The following is a 21,629-nucleotide window of genomic DNA, read 5'->3' on the forward strand; positions in this document are numbered from 1 at the left end:
CCGCAGTAAAATGGCACCACAATCTTTGTTTTTTCCTTACTATTCGTTGAAGAACTAAGCAAAACGATTTAGCATCAAGGAAAACAGCATTCCCGCTCAACTCCTTCCGCGGAGCATATCCTTGCCGCATTCCTACAACGTTGTCTATATCGCGGAGAAACCCACTCTCGCGCGCACTGTCGCAAGGGCTATTGCGCAGATCAGCGGCAAACCGGTTCAAGAGCAAAAAGGCTACCTTCAGGTCGGTGACGATGTTGTAACCTATTTCTTTGGCCATATGTATGGTGCCGCAGAATTTCAGGAATATGACCCTGCCTATCAGGCATGGACCATTGCGACACTTCCAATCTTGATACCTTTTGATGATTGGAAGTTAGTGCCGAATGTGAAGTCGATAGACCAGCTCAAAACGGCAATCGGTTTGGTCAAAAAAGGGCGCGTTATCGTAAACTGCGGCGACGCTGGACGTGAAGGTCAATTATTGATCGATGAAGCATTGATCGAAAATGGGATCGACCCCTTCGCCGACAATGTAAAACGACTGTGGACACAATCTCTGACCGAGGAGAGCATGCGTCTCGCGGTCGAAGGCCTTATTCCAAATTCGCAGAAAAAGACTCTCTATTTGGCGGCAGTATGTCGTCAAAGAGCCGACTTCCTGCACGGCAACAACCTGACACGACTTTACACGTCTCTTGCGCGAGCGAGCGGCGTCAATGCTCTCATCTCTGTTGGTCGCGTCCAGACCCCTACCCTTTGGTTGGTCGTGACCCGTGACCTTGCCAGAAAAGCCTTCAAACCTGTGGACCACTTCCTGCCCAAGATTGTGTTTGAGCATGAGAACGGCAAGTTTACCGCAACTTGGGTTATACCGGCGGAGCATGACGGGCTTGATAGTGAGGGTCGGCTCGTTGACAAAGCGGTGGCCACCGCTCTTGTAGACCGGATTAAGGGTAAAGGCGGGTCTGTTCAATCCTATAATGTGAAGAAAAAGTCTATAGCGGCAGGCCTTCCCTATTCCCTGTCAGCCCTTCAGACCGAATGCAGTGCCAAGTTCGGGATGACGGCGAAGGAAGTCCTTGATACGGCTCAGGCGCTGTATGAGCGCCATCGCATCACGACCTATCCTCGCTCCGACAGTCGATACCTGCCGGTTTCGATTTTAAAGGAGGAAGCGCCTGCAATTCTGGCCTCGATGTCTGCCAGCGACCAATTCGCTCATCTCGTGGTGAATGCAGACCAGAACCGCAAATCGGCCGCCTGGAATGATGCAAAAATCTCCGACCACTATGCGATTATTCCTACCACCGAGTTCTCGCCCGCCATTTTCTCGAAACTGTCTGCTGCCGAACGCAACGTCTTTATGACGGTGGCGAAGGCCTTCATTGCTCAGTTCTATCCAGACTTCGAGTATAACAGCATTTCCGCCAATATCACTTGCGAGGGCGAAGTCTTTAAGGCCTCCGGTAGGCAGGTTTTGGAGCAAGGCTGGAAAGTCGTGTACGGCGGCACAGCGGATGCACAAGGTGAAAGCGGAGATGAAGATGAAGCGGATGGGGGGAACCTTCCATCAATGCGTCAGGGTGACCCGGTAAAGTCCGTGTCAGGTGATCTGGCCAGCCGTCGTACGACGCCGCCTCCTGCCTATACCGATGGCACCCTGATTGAAGCCATGGCGAATATTCATTTGCATGTGGATGACAAGCAAGAGCGCCAGGGGCTGAAGGAAGTTGAAGGTATTGGTACTGAGGCAACGCGCGCCAACACGATTGAGATCCACCTAAAGCGAAAGTACCTGAAACGGAAAGGCAAGAACGGCCTTGAAAGCACGGCCTTTGGCCAATCAGCCATTGCCGTTCTTCCGCACGACCTCACAGATCCTGGGGTGACGGCCCGGTGGGAAGCTCTACTGAAACGCGTTGAAACAGGGGAGCTTTCTCCGGAAGATTTCTTGGGCATGCAAGAAGAGGCTTTGACTGCACACGTTCGGGCAAATGCTGGCCGTACTGTCGAACTGAAGGGTGTGGAACAGGTTGAGCCGGTCGAGGGTCATGGAGAAGCGTGTCCTGAATGCGCCGCCGGGAAAATGGTGACACGCGTCATTCAGAAGGGCGACCACAAAGGTAAGAAATATCTCAGTTGCGACCAATACCCCAATTGCAAGCATGTCGCTTGGCCGGTGCAGAAGGTCGACCCAATTGAAGGCCACGGCGAACAGTGCCCAAAATGTTCCGCCGGGAAGCTTGTCACCCGGATGGTGCATAAGGCAGGTCCAAACAAGGGTAAGAAATTCTTGTCCTGTGACCAGAGAGAGTGTGGGCATAGCCAGTGGCCAGCTCCGAAAGTGGCTCCAGTGGCCGGGCATGGGGAGAAATGTCCGAAATGCGATACCGGTACAATGCTGACCAAGCAGATTTTCTCCAAGGCTAAAGGTCAGACCTACATTCTGCTTGGGTGCAGCAACTATCCTGATTGCTCGCATTCGGTGTTTCCCAATGACAAAGCCGCCCAAAACATCAAACCCCTCCCTGGGCATGGCAAATCCTGTCCCGCGTGCGGCAAAGGCAAGATGATGTCGAAGGAAATCACGTCCAAAAAGACGGGTAACAAGCACCAGTTACTGTCCTGCGATAACTATCCCGAATGCCAGAACAGCGAGTGGCCGGACAAAAAGTGATTCCGTTCACATGGCGGACACCGCAAAGGAATAGCTTTTGCCCCAAGTTGCGAAACTTAAGAAGTTTCATCTCGCTTTCCTTTGTCTCTAGGCTGACAATCCTGTTGACAAAGGAAAACATGTCGCGCAATAAAGGAAAACGCCCTTACAGGAGAACCAAATGCAAAAGATAACTGCACTTGTGCGGTCCGGCGTGATTGCACTGTCACTCGCTTGCGCAAGCACTGCGGCAATTGCCCAGGAAAACCCCCTTTCAGCACGGTCTGAAGTGCTGCCCACCGCTCTGGCCAATCTGACTGATAAGGGCGTCCGGCTGACGTTCCTCGACGAGCGTGGTGGCGTTCGCGGATATCTCGGTGAAAGCCGCGACGGCAAGATGCAGGTTTTCTACCTGATGCCGGATAACGACTATGTCATCGTCGGAACCTTGCTGCGCGCAGATGGCCTGAATATCACCGGTCTTCAGATTGCGGATATGCAGGACCGTTTTGCCCAGTTCCGCAATGAAGTCGAAGCGAAGAACGCGGACATTTCGACACCTCAGACTGATACCCCTCCTTCGCCTCGCGTTGCAAACGCGACCCCATATGACCAGAAGGTATCGGCCGTTCCGGTCGTGGTCGAACCAAGCCCTGTAGCAGCCGTTGGCAGTGCCGAGGACAAGGATTGGTCCAAATCCGATGCGTATGTCAGTCGCCTGGCCAAGGAAACCTTCCTGACTGACGTGGCGAAAACAGCATTCTTCACCGTTGGCGACGCAGAAAAACAGCCGCTGCTTTACATGGTGGCCGACCCGAATTGCCCCTTCTGTCATCGCGCCTGGGCTAAATTGCAGCCGCTGATCAGCGACAATAAGCTTGCCGTGCAGGTAATCCTGATTGCCGGTCTTAAAGGAAGCGCTCCCAAAACACGATCCATCTTGGCTGGCAAGGAGCCGGGTCGCGCATGGTGGCTTGGCCAGGGCAGCAAGGATGGCGTTGAAGTTCCGGCTGAACCGGCTGCTGGTACTGAAGACTATAAGCGCGCCGACTACTACCTGAAACTCAACAACGACTTCGCGACAAAGGTCGGTTTGTCCGGAACTCCGTTCTTCGCCTATGTCGGAAGTGACGGAAAGCTCTATTCCGCAGAAGGTCCCGACGACCTTGCTGGTTTCCTTGACCGCCTGATGAACTGAAGGAGCAGCCAGCATGACGCAGACAAAACTTGGTAATCGGCTGATTGGCGTTCACGGCAAAAAGCGGGCTGGGAAAGGCTCAACGAGTGACTATCTCGTTTCACAGCACGGCTATGTCCTCATTAAGTTTGCCGATCCCCTGAAAGACATGATTCGGGTGCTGTTTCGGTACTTCTCCCTCGATGAGGAAACCATTGAAAGACTGATTGAAGGCGACTTGAAAGAAGTCCCTCAGGAAATCCTTCGCGGTTCCACGTCTCGGCTTGCCATGCAAAAGCTGGGCACCGAATGGCGGCGAATGATTTCAGAACGCCTCTGGATCGATATCGCGCGTTCCCGTATCGAGAAACATCTCGCCGAAGGCAAGAACGTGGTCGTTGATGACGTGCGGTTTCCCGATGAGTTCGACCTCGTCAAAGAAGTCGGCGGCGTTACGTGTCGCGTGTATCGTGATACCGCCGACGAAGCAGCCAAGTCCGACACCCATGCCTCGGAGAAAGGGCTTCCCTCAGAAGATTTCGATGTGACGCTTGATAATAACGGTACGTTTGAACAGCTTTACGCTCAAATTGACCGGCAACTTATCTGATACTCTCGCGTGATATCCAAAACGAAGAGGGACGGTGATTTACGCCGTCCCTCTTCGTTTTAGCCTCGCCTTCTGGCTACCAGTCCGAATTCCAATCCTCGCTTCTTTTGCAGGAATTGCAAATCCAGTTGTGGTTTCCTTTGCTGTAGAATGAGCTACCGCAACGCAGGCAGGTCTTTCTCCCGGCAGTGTTCTTTGGCTTGCTGCGGTGGGGAGAGGCTGGCTGACCACCGCAGGCACAACCCGTTCCGCAAACGTGCGGCGCTGGCGCGGTGTCTGTTTTTCGAGGTTCTTCGGATGGGTCAGGGAGTGCAGGAAGCTCAAACGCGTCAAGGATTGACGTGTCTTCTCCATGTCGCGTGACTATGCGTGCAACCACTGCATCGATACTACGGCTGGTTTTTGCAGCAATCGCATGAATATTTATGCGCCCCAGGCTGTTGCGCTCTGAAACGAGAAGTTCGTCAAGCACGACATCGTCCTGCGGGTCCCAGCGACGACGGTGCCTGCCACGCTTTTCATCGCGTGGTGGCAAGCCAAGTCGGCTCGCTCGGGTTTGAACCGAGGAAGTCGTTCGTTGCATCATTCTCGATATCAGCGACACGCTCCCGATTTGTTCCCAAAGCGCGATGAGTGTCGTGTCGTCGGCATTCAACCACTGACGACGTTTTCCTTGAGCCATAGTAAATCCAAACCATAATCTCTGGTGTTTCCTTTAAGGAAAGCACGGAATTTCCATAAAGAAAAGATTTCCTTCTCCATAAAACTCAGTGTAGCCTTTTTCTAAAGGACAATTATCGCGTTTTCCAAGGACTGCCGCGTAAATGACGACCAAAACACCTGCGACTAAAGGAATACATAAAGGAAAACACCGAGAAGGTGTTGCCCTCAGGAAGGGTGCGCCATCAGGTTCCGGTGTAGCGAAAGCTCCTGTCACGGAGCCGGTCGTAAGTGCTCTTGACGATGCCGTCGCAACAGTGCTCGCGCGCGATATCTACACGCGTGAACGTCATTACTTCTTAATGCGTGGCCTTATAGTGATGACGATTGCGTTGATGATTTCTGTCGCTGGCAACGTCTATCAGGGCATGCGTGCGCCCATAGTGCAGAATTTCATTTCTGACGAAAGTGGGCGCGTAATTGAGCTTAAAGCGCTGAACAGACCGGTTGAGTCCATAACCTTCGTGACCAATTTTGTGACGGATGCCATCACTCAAGCCTACACGTACAGCTTTGCGAACTATCGGACCGAGCTTTCCGCAGCCAAGAAGAATTTCACACCATCCGGCTGGGAAGGCTTTGAGAAGGCTCTCAAGGACTCAGGAACGCTTCAGGCTGTTATTGACAACAAATATGTGGCAACCGCGGTCGTGACCGGCGCACCTGTCCTCAAAAATCAGGGGATCGTTGACGGTGTTTACGCCTATCGCTTCGAGGTTCCCATTCTTGTTACCTACCAAAGTGCTAACCAGCGTACCGCGCAGAACCTGATGATTACTGCGACCGTGGTGAGCCAACCACAGACCATCCATCCCAAAGCTCTGGGCATCAAATCACTGATCGCAAAATGAGGAAAGGTATGAAGAGATTTCTCCATATCGCGTCGGCCGCTATTCTTATGGTCGCTGCTGCCTCGACGGCCAAGGCACAAAGCCAGGAACCCGTCGGGAATGAAGATGCGCCAATGACGTCGCCGATTAATGTCACCGACCAGTTGCCCGATTATATGGTTCCTGTTGGTGAGGCGGTCAAAAACCCATCTCTGTACGGTATCCATCCGTCTGAGAGCGCTCCAGAGGTTACACCTCCCGGCTCTCCGATGGCGTTCAGTCCAGAGGAACTGATTTTCCGGGAAGCCGTTCGGCAAGCGCTGGGAGGAACTTCTCCGAGCATGGTGCGCCGCTGGAAGGAAATGATGGACGAGAACGACCGGGCATTAGCCCGTCCTGTCGGAGATCCTCCCAAACCTGTTTCGAGATCATTGCAGCTTAGCCTCAAGCCTGGCGAAAAGCCTCCGGTTGTGCGCCTTTACAATGGCAACGCAACGACGCTTACTTTCTCCGATATCACGGGGCAACCTTGGCCTGTTTTGTCGGTGACAGTTGGTAATCCCGATGCCTACGACGCAAGTGTTGTTGGTAAAGGCAAAGGTGAGTCCGTCGAAGACGGCGGACTTAACTCCAATATGGTCATTGTTAGTCCGAGAAAGACCCATTCTTACGCCAACAACATCGTTGTGACGCTGGTCGGTCATCCGGTTCCGATTACCCTCTCCGTTGAAACCGCCACGACTGAAGTCGACTATCGTCTCGATATCAGCCTTCAGTCCCGCGGGCCGAATGCCGAGTTCGATGTCATTCAGTCGAGCTCACTGCCGCCAACCAATGATAGCGTAATGCTCGCTTTTCTTGATGGTGTGCCTCCACAGGGAGCAAGAAAGGTCGAAACGTCTGACCGCGATGTCGAAGCGTGGCAATTCGATAGCATGCTGTATCTCCGATCGAACATGGAGGTGCTGTCTCCTTTGTATCTTGACCGGGCCGGGAACGTTTCTGGAACGCGTGTGTACGAGTTGATGTACGCCCCGGTTGTCCTCTTTTCTCGCGACGGCATCATGACCTCCGTCACCATCGAACCTTAAGTCCAGGAGCCGCCAAATGAGCGACCAGGGTAACACTGCCGAGCGCAGAGAAAACGGTTACAAGCGCATCTTCAAGGACAAGGGCAGCCGTGTGATGATTATCACGGTTGGCCTCGTAATCCTGGGTGCCGCCGCATATGCATTTTTGTCCAAACCGAATGTGGAAGCTGATGTTTCCAGCATTCGGCGACCGCCAATGGTTTCCGGTAATACGCAAGGTGGCGAGGCTGTATCTCTCGAATATAAACGCAACCTTGAAATCGCGGACGACCAGCGCGCAAAGCAGGCTGAAAAGGTTGGCGGAAGCGCGATGCCCACACTTGTGGCATCACCAGTTGGTTCTGACGTTCCGATATCTTTCGATTTGACCCCTGAGCCGCAGCCGAAGCCAGATGTGGTGGTTCCCCAGCGCCCGGCGGCCGAGAGCCCGAAGCCTGTCGCCAATGCTGTAAAGTCCACTGCCACGACGGTTTCGCCCAAAGAGAAAGTCGTTCTGGATGAAGAACAGCAGAAGGCTGTTCAGAATATGGCAAAATACCTCACCGAAATGACCAAGGGGTACGGCACCAGTACACCGTCGGAAACAACTATCTACTATAATCCGTCGAAGAAAAAAGACGTTGCAACCGATAACATTGCTGGCGGTTGGAGTGGCGGTGTTCAAACTGCCGGGTATTCTGCTCCTCAGGGCGGATATTCTGCCACCCAGGAATTTGTGCCGACCTTCACGCCTCCTGTAGCTGGCTCTATTCTGTACGCCAGAACCATTGGCATGGTTAGCTCTGATGTGCCCGGGCCGGTCATTGCTGAAATTCTGCAAGGGCCCTACACGAATGCGCGACTGATCGGGTCATTCACGGCGAATGACTTCGGGATGGTGATTACATTCTCGACAATGACTGTCTCCTACACCGAAAACGGCAAAAAGAAGAGTGTTGTCGTTCCCATTGAGGCAGTTGCTGTTGATACAACACACCTCGGAACGTCTGTTGCCTCCGACGTTGACCGGCATCTTTTCCAGAAGATTGCTCTTGGGTTCGCGTCCTCGTTTGTTGAGGGACTGGGGTCCGCTGTCGGCAAGGCAGGCAGCACGACTGTCAACAGTGCCAACGGTTCCAGTACGACCACGAACCCGTTGCTCTCGACAGACGACAAGCTGTTGGTCGCGGCAGGTGAAGCTGCAAAGCGTACCGGTAGCATTCTGGATCGTGAATTTATCAACCGGAAAACCACAGTCACTGTGGATGCAGAAATGCCGTTCGGCTTGCTCTTCCTCGGTTCGTAAAAGGAAAGGACTAATCTGATGAACAAGAATAATCCCGAGGAACTCACGGACTTTGATCCGAGCGCTTTCCTGCCGGACAATGGAGAAGATGCTGTTCTGGACGACTTGCTGCACCAGGATGACTTTCCGGATGAGCCGCCCGCCGACATGGGCAATTTCGGCGGGGGAAGTCCAGAAGGTGGGCGGGACGAAGACTTTGGCGATATAGAGCCGGATGTTGGACACGGAGCCGCTGGCACTTATGAGACCGGTGATTTCGGTGGTATCGACTTTGGCGAGGACGCTGAACCAGATGAAGGCGAAGAGGCCTACAATCCCGAACATGACGAATATCATGTGCAGGAACTGGACAGCCAAGCTGCAAATCAAGAAGAGGCTGAAGTTGCCCCCACTGAGTCGGGCAATTCCACTCTTATCAAAAAGTATGCATTCCCTGCTGCCTGCACCGCTGTGGCAGTGATTGTCGGCGGTGTGGCGCTTAACTTCTTGTCGCCGGTTTTGTTTGGCAGTAGTGGCGGATCTCAGCAGTCAGCTCCCGTTCAGTTTGCTGCTCCCAACACCGGGAGCCCCGCTCCTGTACTGCCGGGCGCTCCGACATTGAATGCACCGACAGCCGCCCCATCACTTCCGCCTGCAACGGCTCCGGCTCTTCCTGCGCCGTCCTTGCCTTCTCTGCCCTCTGCCCAACCGGTCGCGAACCCGAATGTATCGGCGAATGCACCGGCGTTTGAGCAGGCTGAGAATGTTGCTCCGGGATTGTCGTCGTTCCAGCCCGCTGTACCAGCTCCGGCCACCTATGACAACGCGCTCACCGCACAAAATGCTGCTCTGGTATCTTCCATCACCTCCTTGGTGGGTCAGTTGCAGACTTTGACCAGCAAGCTTTCGACTCTCGATGGGGAAATGAAGGCGGCAAATGTGCAGATGGCTGCGCAGCTGAATGCCGCGATCAGCCGATTGAACGCAGTCGAGCAGCGGATGGCGAAGTTTGAGGTTCCGCTTGGTGGCATCAATGACAGACTGGCAGCGCTCGAAGCGGTCAAAGTCGCCGCAGTGGCCCCGGTCGTTCCAGTTGCTGAGGTGAAAGCGCCAGAAGCGAAAACCGTGCCGGAAGTCAAACCTGAAGGTATCCCGGTTCCATCCGTGAAGCCGGAAGTAGTGACGAAGGCGACCCCGGCGGCTCCAAAGGTAATTTCCGGGTACTCTCTGCGAGGTGTCTCAGGAACTGCTGCTCTTGTTCAGACGCCCGGGGGCCTGGTGCGCGTGTATCTGGGTCGTAAACTTGTAGGTGTCGGCGTTGCCGAGCAAATCCTGCGGAGTGAGGACGGCACCTGGATGCTGCAAACGAGCGCAGGTCTTATCAAGTCGTGACCAACCTACCCGGCAGAGACTTGTTTTCTGCCGGGCAACCCGAGGTGTGATATGGCCAAGTATTTGCCATTGCGTCTTTCTGTCAAAGCCTTGAACTGGCGCGTCTATGATGACCACAGCGCAGAAGCGGATGCTGAGTTCAAAAACATTCGCATGAAAGTCCTCGAGAGAGACGACCGTACGTGTCGTTTCTGTGGCTTCCGCGCGCCAAAATGGCAGGAAGTTCACCACCTTAATGACGACCATGCCGACAACCGCCCGCAGAACCTGGTCACAGCCTGCATGTTTTGTCACATGTGTCAGCATATCGGGCTGGCAGGACATAATAACGAAGCCGTTCTGGCTTACATCCCGGAAATACCCCAGGACCGTCTCCACCACATCGTCAGGGCAATTCTTGTTGCGAAAAAGTGGTCAATGGATACGGCGGCCAACCGTCGCTCCAATGCAGAGATGCAGAGAAATGCGATGGTTTTGGGAGAAGCCGCGGTGAGTATCGAAGCGAAATTGCGTGAGCGGGAGGCGGTGGCAAAAGAGATGTTCGGAATCTCCGATCCGAGCGAGTTGGCCAACATCCTTCTGGCAATCAACAGTGAATCCGAAACAGCCTATAATGACCGGGACAGCTATTTACGAGGCTTGCGCCTATTACCTTTGGGAGTTCGCAAGCAAGACGGTGGCGACAAAATGCCTGAGATCGTTGCCTCATGGTCAATGGCAGGCGGTCCGTTTGCAAGCCTCAACCCTCGCTCATGGGCATCGATTTTGAGCCAGTACGTTGCTTGACAGGTAGCTGACCTGACCGGTGTCGCTACAAAATAGAAGAACAACAAGGTAAATTTTGATGTCTACGGCAGACGTGCAAAAGACACAGGCGAAAACTGGCTCGAAGCCTACTCGGGATGACACCGGCAGCTTGAAATTTGGGTTGGTGCTGTTCGATGACGAGAACGATCCAAAAGCTGGTTGGTGTTCGGTGAACGGATCACCGGCCAAGCGTATCGAAGGTATGAACGAACTGGCGACCGACACCCTGTGGTGGTCAAACATGACGTACGAGAGCTTTTTCCGTACGACGGAAGCATGGCGGAATCCGTGGCTTCGTCATGACGCATATCTCGTCACCAAGCCCAAAGACGTTCTTCAAGAGTGGGGCTACGACCCTGCAACCTCACCTGCGGATTTCATCGTCAAATTCTGCTCGATGGTATTTGCTCGCATGATGACCATGGCGGCCAAGCTGGTGCGCGAGGCGCTCCCTAAGCTAAGCCCGACGAACATCTTCACCGGGAATACTTTGCGCGAGGATCTACGCCGTTTATTGCCGGAAGCCGAGTTCCCCAGGGGGGAAGCCGCCACGATTATGCGGCAGGGCCAGGCGTTCGCAGAGTTTACACGGACGACTGTGCGCGGCATCAAAGGCGCACGCATTTTCGTGTTGCGTAAACCCCGCGTTTCCTATGCCTTCCAAATGTTGACGACGCCTGTCCCTGTTGGCCCCTTTGACTTCCTTCCCAGAAGTGAATTGCGTTCCATCACGTCTGATCGGGTAGAATGGATACGCACAGAAACACGGCCTTGCATGGTCGAAGTGGCGGTCCAACAAATGGAGGCCGAGGTTGCTCCTGTCTATGGCTTTGGCAACTCAATGGACAAAGACAAGCGTATTCCGCGTTCCTGGGTAGCGCATCCGGAATTTCTGACAATGGCCGCCTTCTCTGAAATTGAGGTCAAGTCCGCATGGGTCGGCAAAGAATATGCACAGATGAATCTGGCGCTTCCTGATCCGGTAAAGGCTTTTCTGTCAGATCGGTACACAGAATTATCCTGGTGCGCGGGTGTGATTGCCGAGACCTTGTGGCGGGCCGCAGCTCTCGGTGAGCCAAAGGGCAGAATGCCTCAAGTTGCTCCGGAAGACCGCGCCCATACCAGCTGGCGTGGCGCATGGTTGAAGGCCGCAGACAAAACGGCCATGTTTCTTGACGCAATGAAGTTAACCGAAATGGGCTATGCGACGGTGTCGTATGGACTTGGATGGGTCTCCTGCCTGGTCACGGACGACCAGATTCCGGATTTGGTACGAGATGCCATGACCATTGGTCTCATGCCAAAATTCAACGACGTCCCCGATGGAATGTTTGCTCCAAACCGGCCAATACCTTGGGGGGGAGATCAGAACAATATGACCAAAATGCTGCTTCAGTTTACGATGACAAAAGACAGGGATTTTCTGTGGAACTTTGACAAGTTGCCGCTCTATGACAAAGGGCAGCGTGAACAGATGCTCCGGCAAATGCTCGAAGCTCGCAAAAACCAGCAGATGTAAAGAGAGGCTCTCCAATATCGGGGAGCCTCTCTCAATTACTGACGACATTAGCTACGCGGACAACTTGGGCCTTTTGGTCATCGGGGTGATGCTTTCCGCAATAGATGTGACTCCGTCCATTTGTTTGAGCGTTCCGGTCAGAGCCGGGTTGAGCCGGATATTATCGGAAATTTGCTCCTGCGAGCCATTAATGCGCAGGAATGCCTTTGTTGGAGCTCCCCCGTCATTACCCTTTCCAAGGGCACTGATAAGGTCAATGATTGCCGAGCGTTTGCGGGCAATCATGTTTTCCATCACCCCTTTCATCAAGGCGATGGTTTCAGGGCTGCAAGCTAGTGACAGGTCAACACCAGATAGTAACCGGTTAAACATCTTTTGATGGTCTGGCTGTGTTTGCTCAAGTTTGCCAAGTTCAGCAATATCAGCAGCCGTCGGGCGAATTTCAGCGGGATTTAACGTGATGTAGAGGTCACCGTGGATGTCCTGAAGATATTCTTCAATGCTCCACACGCTTTGACCGTTAATCCAGACCCCTTCGCCACTCTTATCGAGGGCAAACGATGCCCCGAAGATTACCGGTTGGCGACACGTCTTGGCACCCTCAAGGATTGTCCTGAAATCATCAAGACTAAAACCTGTGCGCCGTTGGTTGTCATAACAAGCAATGCGATATGTGTCTCCGCGTTCAGAAACAATCGCTTCAACGTAAGGTGTGCCGCGAGCTGTCGCGCGCTGATTAACGAAATCCACCATTACGCAGAGTTTACGGTTGTTCAGGTCGGCAACGTTGTTATCCACCATATAGGCCTGGATTGACATCTTACGGCGCACCCCGGCAGAAATCAGCTTGTTGATATAGGGGTCGATAGGGTGAGCTGCAAAGTAGAACCCAGCCGAGTTGAACTCTCGGTCGGACACATCGCCCCACTCTGCCACGTCCTTGATGTCCTGAGGCACCGTCAGAACAACGTTTTCGCCAAACAGGTCGGTCTGCTGTGCGGCCACCTTGCTTTTGCGCTTTGACAACCAAGCAAGCACATCAGCGGCCTGCCTGCGAGTGTCGCAGATGGTGTCGAATGCCCCGGCTTCGGCCAGAACCCGTAACTGATCGCTACCAAAGGAAGACAGGCGAAGGTGGAAGTCTTCCAGTGAACTGAAGGGCCCCTGTTTACGTGCCTCGACAAGTTCATTCAGCGGGCCGGAGATTTGCTTGAGGGCACCGAGGCCGAACCGCACGGCATACACACCCTCTTTTGTCTTCTCGGGCGTGAACCTGGAGAAGGATGCGTTGATATCGGGAGGCAAGAGCCCGACCTTCATTTGGTCAAGTTCATCCTTGATTAGCGCCAGCTTGAGCGGTTTGTGCGCACTGTACGTCATCAGGGCAGAGAAGAACTCGACAGGATAGTGAACCTTCAGCCACATCGTCTGATAGGCAATCCAGGCATAAGCTGCCGCGTGCGACTTGTTGAAGCCATATCCTGCGAATTTTGCAATATCGTCAAAAAGCTCTGAGGCCGTTTTCGGGTCCATCCCAAGAGCCACCGCACCTGGTGTTCCGCCCTCCTCGTCGCCGTTGATGAAGATGTTACGCTGCTTTTCCATCTCGGCCGGGATCTTCTTACCCATCGCTCGACGCAACAAATCTGCGCCGCCCAGCGAATATCCCGCACAAGCTTGTGCCACCTGCATAACCTGTTCCTGGTAAACCATGATGCCATACGTCTCTGACAGGAATGGCTCGGTTTTTGCCGCTGGTTGCGGATATTCCGTTTCAACTTCACCGTTCTTGCGCTGTGCATAAAGCTCGATGTAGTCCATGGGGCCCGGGCGGAACAGAGCGTTAACCGCGATGAGATCTTCAAAGCGCGTCGGAAGCACGGAACGCAGAACTTTGCGCATCCCTGCTCCTTCGAACTGGAAGACACCGGTGGTCTGTCCCATAGAGAATTTCTTGAAGACCTCTGTGTCGTACCGGTCAATTTTGGACAGGTCGACATCAATCCCCTGATGCGTTTTGATATGCTTGAGCGCTTCCTGAATAACAGAAAGTGTGGTCAATCCGAGGAAGTCAAATTTCACCATGCCGACAGTCTCAGCACCCTTCATGTTGAAGGAGCAGACGGGCATGTTATTGCTGTCAGACCACAGCACAGGCAACATTTCTACGAGAGGTCGGTCACCAATGATAACGCCTGCGGCATGAGCAGAAGCGACCTGATACAGACCTTCGATGCTTTTAGCCCGCTCGTACAGAACCTGAAGCTTGGGAGAAGACGAAATGAGCTGTCGGAACTCCGACACATTCTCAAACACTTCCTGGAGATTTTTGAAATCACCGGGCGGATCAGGGATCAACTTGGTGAGGGTATTGATTGAACCATAATCAAAGACCCCTTCCCTTTCATGGACCATAACCCTTCCGGCATCCTTCAAGGCCGACTTCGACTTGATTTCGCCAAATGTGGCAATCATCGAAACCATTTCGGAGCCGTACTTGTCCTGCACGTAATGGACGACTTCCATCCGGCGGTCCATGCAGAAATCGATATCGAAGTCAGGCATCGAGACGCGTTCAGGGTTCAGGAACCGCTCGAAAAGCAGGCCGTACTCAAGAGGATTGAGGTCGGTGATGGTTAGTGCCCATGCAACAATTGACCCCGCACCAGAGCCGCGGCCCGGCCCTACAGCGATGCCTTGGCTCTTTGACCATTTGATGAAGTCGGAAACGATGAGGAAGTACCCGGGGAAACCCATCGACTTGATAACTTCCAGTTCGTAGGCGAGCCGGTCGTGGTATTCCTTCTCATCCTCGGCAAGGCCGAGTTCCTTAAGCCGGATTTTCAAGCCTTCAAGCGCCTGGATACCCAATTCTTCGTCTTCGGTTCGCCCGTCCTCACAAGGAAAGGCAGGGAGTACCGGGTCGCGACCATAGACTTTGAAAGCTGACCGGCGTGCGATATTCCGCGTATTCTCAATTGCCTCAGGAATGTCCTTGAAGAGTTCAGTGAATTCGCTATCGCTACGAATGTGATAGCGGCGCGGGTCGGCATTGACCACTCCGTCATCGTTAATCGTAACAACCTGTTTGCTGTTGATCGCTTTTAGCAGTAACCACGGCTCATGTCGGTCAGGTGTTGCATACCAAATGTCTGTGGTGGCTACCAACGGCACATCAGAGCGAACCTGTCCGTCACTGCAAACGACTGGTCGGTCTTTGCGATAGGCGAGCCCGATAAGCTTCTCTTCGAGCGCAAGATCTTCTGCATTCTCAAATCCGGTACGGCAAATTTCGATATACAGACGGTCCCCAAAGATTGACAGAAGCCATTGCAGTGTTTCGTCTGCAATTGTTTCATTTCTTTTGATAAGCGATGGGATTAGGCCATTCTGGCTCTCACCGGTCAGAAAAATCACACCTTCGGCATGCTTTTCCAGTGTTTCCGCAGTAACGTTTGGGATGCCTGGCGTAATAAACTGTCCCTTGCCATTGTCTCGACGCTCATGAGCACCTTTGACAATCGCGCAGACGTTTTTGTAGCCGGTTTCGTTTTGCGCGAGCAGGACGAAGTTACCGAACTTTCCCGAATCATATTCCATAGAAAGGTCACAGCCGATGATCGGCTGAACACCCTCTCCATAGGCCTGCTTCGAGAATTCGAGCGCACCAAACAGATTATCTTTGTCGGTCAATGCCAGCGCTGGGACACCGGCCTTCCCGGCCGCCGCCAACAGGTCTCGAATCTTGGATGCACCTTCGGAGAGAGAATAATCCGAGTGAACCCGGAGATGTACGATACCAACCATGGAAATCCGCCGTTTTGCTTAATTTGAAAGGAATACTATTCGCCTTTTCTCCCCCGTTCAAGCAAAAGTATGTTGACGATCCTCGAAATTCCTTTCTATAAGGAAAACCACAAATCGCACAAAGCGCTCAAGCAATAAGACAGGTGAGATAATGATTTTCCAGCATCTTGAACCATTGGACACCGCGCAACGCCGGGCCGTAGGCAGTGCTGGCGGGTTGGTTCGGGTCCGCGCGGGTGCTGGTACCGGGAAAACCCGTGTTCTGACGACGCGGATTGCCTATCTCATTGATTCAGGCGTCGACCCCTCGACAATCTTCGCCACAACATTCACCAAAGATGCTGCTCTTGAAATGAAGGGGCGTGTGAAAGACTTGATCCCTGGGGTCGTCGGAAAGGTCAATATTTGCACTTTGCATAGTATGGCGGCCCGCATCCTTCTCGAGTTTTGGGAACAGGCCGGGTTACCAGAGCGCCGGTTGAATATTGCTGAGGATTCAGAGGCCAGGGAAGTTCTTTCTCATGTCGTAGGTGAAGTGAGAGGTCGGGTGAAACCGGGCGCGGAGGCATCCGAGGAGGCCAACGAACAGTTTCAAAATGACCTTTCCGATATCATGAAAAAGATATCCCGCTGGAAAGAAAACGGCATTACTGCTTGGGAAGTCAACTCGAACCCTGACCTGTCCGCGGAAAAGAAAGCGGTCGCGGAAATATACCAAGCGTATCAGACTGAGATGCTGAAACGTTCCCTGATGGATTTTGGCGACCTGACCATGCGAGCGGTCGGCCTACTTGAAACCAATCATGAAGTCAGGTGGTTGGTTTCAAATCAAGTTCAGTGGATGCTCGTCGACGAATTCCAGGATACTAACCGGGTGCAGCTAAAGCTACTTTCTTTGGTGACCTCGACACATCAGAACCTGTTGGTAGTGGGCGACGACGACCAGTCCCTATATTCCTTCAGGGGGGCATTGCCATTTCTGATGGATAATCTCAATTCGTACCTTGAAGAGGTTTCTGGTACAGGCGATATCTCCATTTATGACGTGAGCCTTGTCACAAATAGGCGTTGCACTGATCAGGTGCTAGATGCGGCCAACAAAATTGTCGGTTACAATCAACGCAAAATCCCCAAGGAACTGCGGTCTGGCCGCTCGGGCGCGCCGGTTGCCGTGCTCGGCAGCGCCTCTGAGACGCATGAGGCTGAGACCGTCGCGGCGCGGGTATCTGAGCTTATTGCGTCCGGGGTAAAGCCGGAAGAAATCGCGATTCTCGCTCGCACTGGTTATGCTCTTGAACCAGTCAATAGGGCGTTGCTGAGGGCCAAGATTCCTCACACGCGGCAATCGATGTTGCCCTTCCGCGAGCGGGAAGAAGTGCTTGACGTGATGGCATACCTGAAACTGGCCCTGAACCATTCCGACGCCCATGCCTTCCAAAGAATTGCGTCGCGACCAGCTCGCGGACTTGGTGCTGTTGCTATCGAGACAATTATCAAAATGGCGGCGGCCAACAATGTCGGATTCCCGCATGCTCTCGAGGCGCTCGCGGCTACCGGTGTTTTGACCGCCAATGCCAAGAAGGGGGTTCTCTCACTCGCTCGCCACCTTCAGGTTTTGTCCGATGCGGCGTCTAACCTTGAGGATAGCAAAGAGCTTCTTGCTTACGTGCTTGACGAAATCGGGTATCGCAAGTGGGCGACTGGGCGGAAGAATGCCGCGCCAACCTTACAACTGTCGTTCCAGGCGTTTCGTGAAATCGCTGAAGACACGCCTGCTTTCATTGATTTTATGACCGAAAGCGCTCTTGTTGGCGACATTGGAGGCAAATCTGAAATTGGTGTTCACCTGGGAACTATCCATGGTGCCAAAGGTTTGGAGTGGGACCATGTGTTCTTAGTGGCGTTTGAAGAGGGAATACTTCCAAGCAAGCGAGCGTTAAAAGAAGCCGCTCTTGGTGGCGATCCCTCCAACCCGCTTGCATATCACGGCGGTGGTGGACTTCAGGAAGAAAGGCGCCTTGCACACGTGGCCCTCACTCGCGCGCGGCATACTGCAACAATTTCTTTCGCCATGGCACGTGGTAAGGGAAAAACAAGAAGCGAGAGCAAACCCTCCCGGTTCATCCGCGAGGCTGGCCTGATTGCGCCGACGACTCACCAAACGCTTGTGATGAAACAACCGGCGGGCGCGAAGAAGGCGAAAGCCAGAAAACCTGCTTTGTGGTGAGCGGGACTTCCGTCATTCGGCGCTGACGGTGATTTCCACTCCCGGGTTCTCCCCGCAGAGTTTCGACAGGTTCATCTTCACAATAAGACGGTCGTCTTTATAAACCACACCGTTCATGCCGTCGAAAATCGCCTTTGACAGGTTGTCCAAGTCGCCGTCCCGTTGTGCAGTTGGCCACATGCCCTCGTCACCTGCCAGAATAAAAGTCAGGGACGCCTTTATAGGGCCTTCGAACAGGGCCTGTTTGTTTCTGGCCATCTCTCGCGTGGCAACCATTCGCACAACATTCTCGAAGTCACGCGTGGCTGATGGAGTTACCGTTTTCATGAACCCGGCTTCCAAGAGTGCCATGAATTTGCGTGGGTCGCCTTTTGCGGCCTTGAAGGCATTAAGCAAGGTGCCTTTGTCCGCAAATGAACGCGCTCGTGATTTTGTTTTTGGTGGAATGTCCACGCGAAAGCTGACTTGGCGCTCTTCAGCATGCGCCTGTGAGCGAAGGTGTCTGCCGCCTGTTTTTTTGGTGTCGCCCTCCGAACCAGAAGCTTTCGGCCCCTTCGGAATTTTCAAACCCATTTTCCGGGCGTCTTTGGCGCTAATTCTGATCATACAGTTTTCCTTGAAGGCTTGATGCGCTGAGACCACAGCCTAAGGAATATTTGACCAAACAACAAACATTAAATCATTCTTTTCCTTGAGTGCTGGCGGCCACCTTGATAGATTTGTCTCTCACGCAATAGGAAAGCAAATAATGGGTATGTTTAATCAGGGCTCTGCAATGCCCCCTGCCGATGGCCTTCAGTATGTCTTTGACACAGAGACGACTGGTTTGCACCCCAGCCAAGGGCACCGGGTTGTGGAAATCGGGATCGTTGAAATTCTCGACCTTCTTCCAACCGGTCGCGAGTATCACCAATACTTTAACCCTCAAAGGAATATGCCCAAAGAGGCTGAGGATGTTCATGGTCTCAATGACCAGTTCCTCAGGGACAAACCTTTATTCGGCGACTGCTATGAAGAGATTCTTGAGTTCGTTGGCAGCCATCCGCTGGTTGCACACAATGCCAAATTCGATGAGCGATTCCTCAATGCTGAGCTAAGACGTGTTGGTCGCGGGCCACTTCAGAATCGAATTGTTGATACCTTTGAAATTGCGCGAAAAAAGTTTCCAGCCGGTACCAGGGTCACCCTTGATGCCTTGTGCAAAAAATTCAATGTGAGCTTGGCTTCTCGTAGCTTGCACGGGGCACTGATTGATAGCCATCTGCTGGCCAAGGTCTATCTTCATTTGCATGGAGGGCTAGAACGCAAACTGGACCTCGGCACGACTACGACTAAAGTAGAAGTTCCTCAGCAGCACGAGAATACTCGGCCTGTTCGCCCATCTCGCGTGCTTGGTGTTCCGTCGGCATGCGAACTGGAAGCCCATAATTCCTTCATCCGCGGCATGAAGAACGCCATTTGGAACAAAGCATAACCGATTTGTTGCTTTTCTCACAGAGAGAGAAATTAACGAGGAATTAATGGGAATTCTCTTCATTTTTCCTTAAAACTTTAAGATAATCGTTGACGCAACCATGCAACTGTCCTATCCATGCTTTATTCGCTAATAAGCGGTTAATAAATGATCGCTCGAAGAGCGGTGGGGATATCCGTCGGTGTGCAGATGGGAGTAGGAAATGGTTGAATCCACGCCGGGAGTTGGGCAGCAGGTTGGGCAGACCGAAAAACATACAGCGGAAACGCGTCAGCTAAATGGCGTGGAAGCTGTTGTCATTGATATCGAAAAAGAAATCAAAACAGCACGTGCCTGGAGCCTGATGCCAGATAACTTTGCGCGCAAAACATTTCTTGCTCGCTGAGGACGAGGTTAACGGCCGAAAGGCTGATGAACCTGTATCGTGCCATTCCGAACGTTTCGGCTTTCATCGTCCGGGAAGATTACCGCTGGTCCGTCCGGATTGTCCAACCGGCGATCAGCTGCACGAAATACCAACAAAGTGCCGTCAGCTCCGGCCTGACAGTAATGCGTATCGGACGGGAACGTGAACTGTTCCCAATCATGTGAAGCCAGCAAATCTCTTACGAACGTCTCAAACACGCGCTCACCAGACGTGTGGCAATCCGGGAGATACGAAGCCAGCACTTCATTTGGCACGCCATCTTCTGCCCAACAGCCGATGAATGAGTTGTCAGCAGAGTACAAGGTAGTGATGGTCCGTTCTCCTGGGCACTCCCAAACGGCCGAGCTTTTCCCATCTTTCAGGAAGCTGAGAACCTTCAATGTCGGCTCCGAGGAGTGCTTCTGCGTCGAAGGTCTGGCAAGGACGATATCGCGAGGAAGACTGTAGGACCGCTTCCGGTTGGCCGAAACGGCACCCAGTGCCAGCGCCAAGTGGCGCCGGTCGCATATAATGACCTCTCCCAGCCCAGACCAGAAAGACTTGAAGGAAGGCCAGAACCCTTTGGACATCGCTTCCGGTGCCTTGGAGGCGAGCATGTCCTTCATCAGCTTGCATGACCGGCCTCGCGCCATCGTCATTACAATGTTTGACCGGTGCACTCCCCATCTATCAAGTTCGTTATAAACACCGCGAACGCGTTGCAATACATAGTCCAGTCCCTTCTTCACCTTTTCTTCTACATATTGACCAACGCCTTCCTTGATAAGGTAAGCCCCAACAAACACACCTAGAAAGCCCACACCGCTGCTGATGTTGGACGCCAGGACTTCCTCATTGGCCAAGAATTCTGGAAGCTGCGATCCGACGCCTAACATGGCAAGCGCTGTAGAGGCAAATAAACCAAATTCGGCCATCTTGTTGATGATGGCATCCAGTTTGAAGGCCGGTACAGTGGGTGACAGCACAGTCTCCCTGTCAAATGTGCAGCCGACAATGATGCTGTTTCGAGTGCGGTTAGGTAGATGCCTTGTCCAGTTCGTCTGGCTGTCATCCACGGCGTTTGTAAAGAGGCTCGTTTCTAGTCTGGTGCCCGAAAAGTCACATGCCAGAACCGTGCTGTTTCCAAAGTCCGCATTTAGCATTCGCGAACCGGTAAAGCTGGTGTCAGAAATGTGAGCATGTGAGAAAACAGAGGAACTGGCCGAGACCTTCGTAAAGTCCGCCCCCGTGATTCTTGCGCCTCTAAAACTTGCATAGGTTGCCCGGGCACCGGCAAACTGTGTCCCGGTAATGGTGGCTCCGTTTAAATCAGCTCGGTCGAACCTGGCACCGTGACACTGAGCGTCATCAAGAATGGCATTTCTCAAGATTGCGGACTGGAGCTGGGTTCCTCGCAAGTCCGCCTTGGTTAGAAGTGCGCTTGTGAAATTGCCTTTCGAAAGCTCTAGTCCCGATAAATCGGCATGCGCCAGATCTGCGCGCTCAAAGCTTTTGCCGTCTCGGACCAGGTTTTCTATCAGCTTTTTGCGGGTTTTTGCTCGGCCAGCATGAAGCAGATTGCCGTCAATGTCGGAGATTTCCCAGGTTTTCATGATGCCATCTTTCGTTCTAGATGTTTTTATGATGGC

The 21,629-nt window shown here is 53.0% G+C and carries 15 protein-coding genes; 12 read left to right on the plus strand and 3 right to left on the minus strand.

Features of this window, described 5'->3' with window-relative positions; all coding sequences use genetic code 11:
* Positions 1-121: 121 nt before the first annotated feature.
* The 9 genes from topB to TH5_RS01990 all read left to right on the plus strand — a co-directional run bounded on the left by topB (position 122) and on the right by TH5_RS01990 (position 12,066).
* A complete protein-coding gene (topB, locus tag TH5_RS01950; protein ID WP_114120460.1) occupies positions 122-2,677 on the plus strand; it encodes a DNA topoisomerase III in 2,556 nt (851 codons plus the stop codon).
* 160 nt (positions 2,678-2,837) lie between these two features.
* The gene (locus TH5_RS01955; RefSeq protein WP_097052842.1) at positions 2,838-3,854 is read left to right on the plus strand and encodes a thioredoxin fold domain-containing protein; all 1,017 of its coding nucleotides are present in this window, start codon (positions 2,838-2,840) and stop codon (positions 3,852-3,854) included.
* Positions 3,855-3,867: 13 nt separating this feature from the next.
* The gene (locus tag TH5_RS01960; RefSeq protein ID WP_097052843.1) at positions 3,868-4,443 is read left to right on the plus strand and encodes a deoxynucleotide monophosphate kinase family protein; all 576 of its coding nucleotides are present in this window, start codon (positions 3,868-3,870) and stop codon (positions 4,441-4,443) included.
* An 824-nt stretch (positions 4,444-5,267) separates the two neighbouring features.
* Entirely contained in the window at positions 5,268-6,014 is a 747-nt protein-coding gene (locus TH5_RS01965) for a DotI/IcmL/TraM family protein (protein ID WP_114120461.1), read from the plus strand.
* 8 nt (positions 6,015-6,022) lie between these two features.
* Entirely contained in the window at positions 6,023-7,084 is a 1,062-nt protein-coding gene (locus TH5_RS01970; RefSeq protein ID WP_167443440.1) for a DotH/IcmK family type IV secretion protein, read from the plus strand.
* A 16-nt stretch (positions 7,085-7,100) separates the two neighbouring features.
* Positions 7,101-8,369 (plus strand): hypothetical protein, encoded by a 1,269-nt coding sequence (locus tag TH5_RS01975; protein ID WP_114120462.1) that lies wholly within the window; start codon positions 7,101-7,103, stop codon positions 8,367-8,369.
* Positions 8,370-8,387: 18 nt separating this feature from the next.
* Positions 8,388-9,740 (plus strand): hypothetical protein, encoded by a 1,353-nt coding sequence (locus TH5_RS01980; RefSeq protein WP_114120463.1) that lies wholly within the window; start codon positions 8,388-8,390, stop codon positions 9,738-9,740.
* A 51-nt stretch (positions 9,741-9,791) separates the two neighbouring features.
* Entirely contained in the window at positions 9,792-10,526 is a 735-nt protein-coding gene (locus tag TH5_RS01985) for an HNH endonuclease (protein ID WP_114120464.1), read from the plus strand.
* Positions 10,527-10,584: 58 nt separating this feature from the next.
* The gene (locus TH5_RS01990; protein ID WP_114120465.1) at positions 10,585-12,066 is read left to right on the plus strand and encodes a hypothetical protein; all 1,482 of its coding nucleotides are present in this window, start codon (positions 10,585-10,587) and stop codon (positions 12,064-12,066) included.
* Positions 12,067-12,117: 51 nt separating this feature from the next.
* Here TH5_RS01990 and dnaE read toward each other — a convergent pair whose 3' ends face one another.
* Positions 12,118-15,873, minus strand: coding sequence for a DNA polymerase III subunit alpha (gene dnaE, locus TH5_RS01995; protein ID WP_114120466.1), 3,756 nt, complete (start codon positions 15,871-15,873; stop codon positions 12,118-12,120).
* A gap of 151 nt (positions 15,874-16,024) precedes the next feature.
* Here dnaE and TH5_RS02000 point away from each other — a divergent pair, with 151 nt between their 5' ends.
* Positions 16,025-18,100: an ATP-dependent helicase gene (locus TH5_RS02000; protein ID WP_114120467.1), complete on the plus strand. Its 2,076-nt coding sequence runs from the start codon at positions 16,025-16,027 to the stop codon at positions 18,098-18,100.
* Between the two features lie 12 nt (positions 18,101-18,112).
* Here the strand turns inward: TH5_RS02000 and TH5_RS02005 are convergent, their stop codons facing one another.
* Entirely contained in the window at positions 18,113-18,706 is a 594-nt protein-coding gene (locus TH5_RS02005) for a RusA family crossover junction endodeoxyribonuclease (RefSeq protein ID WP_114120468.1), read from the minus strand.
* A 142-nt stretch (positions 18,707-18,848) separates the two neighbouring features.
* Here TH5_RS02005 and dnaQ point away from each other — a divergent pair, with 142 nt between their 5' ends.
* Together dnaQ and TH5_RS02015 are read left to right on the plus strand one after the other, a co-directional pair.
* Entirely contained in the window at positions 18,849-19,574 is a 726-nt protein-coding gene (gene dnaQ, locus TH5_RS02010; RefSeq protein ID WP_244204799.1) for a DNA polymerase III subunit epsilon, read from the plus strand.
* Between the two features lie 202 nt (positions 19,575-19,776).
* Complete coding sequence (locus TH5_RS02015; protein ID WP_097052853.1) at positions 19,777-19,959, plus strand: hypothetical protein; 183 nt, start codon at positions 19,777-19,779, stop codon at positions 19,957-19,959.
* 8 nt (positions 19,960-19,967) lie between these two features.
* Here the strand turns inward: TH5_RS02015 and TH5_RS02020 are convergent, their stop codons facing one another.
* Positions 19,968-21,593 (minus strand): pentapeptide repeat-containing protein, encoded by a 1,626-nt coding sequence (locus TH5_RS02020; protein ID WP_114120469.1) that lies wholly within the window; start codon positions 21,591-21,593, stop codon positions 19,968-19,970.
* Positions 21,594-21,629 lie beyond the last annotated feature (36 nt).

Origin of the sequence: Thalassospira xianhensis MCCC 1A02616, assembly GCF_003326475.1 — a bacterium.
Classification (GTDB): Bacteria; Pseudomonadota; Alphaproteobacteria; order Rhodospirillales; family Thalassospiraceae; genus Thalassospira; species Thalassospira xianhensis.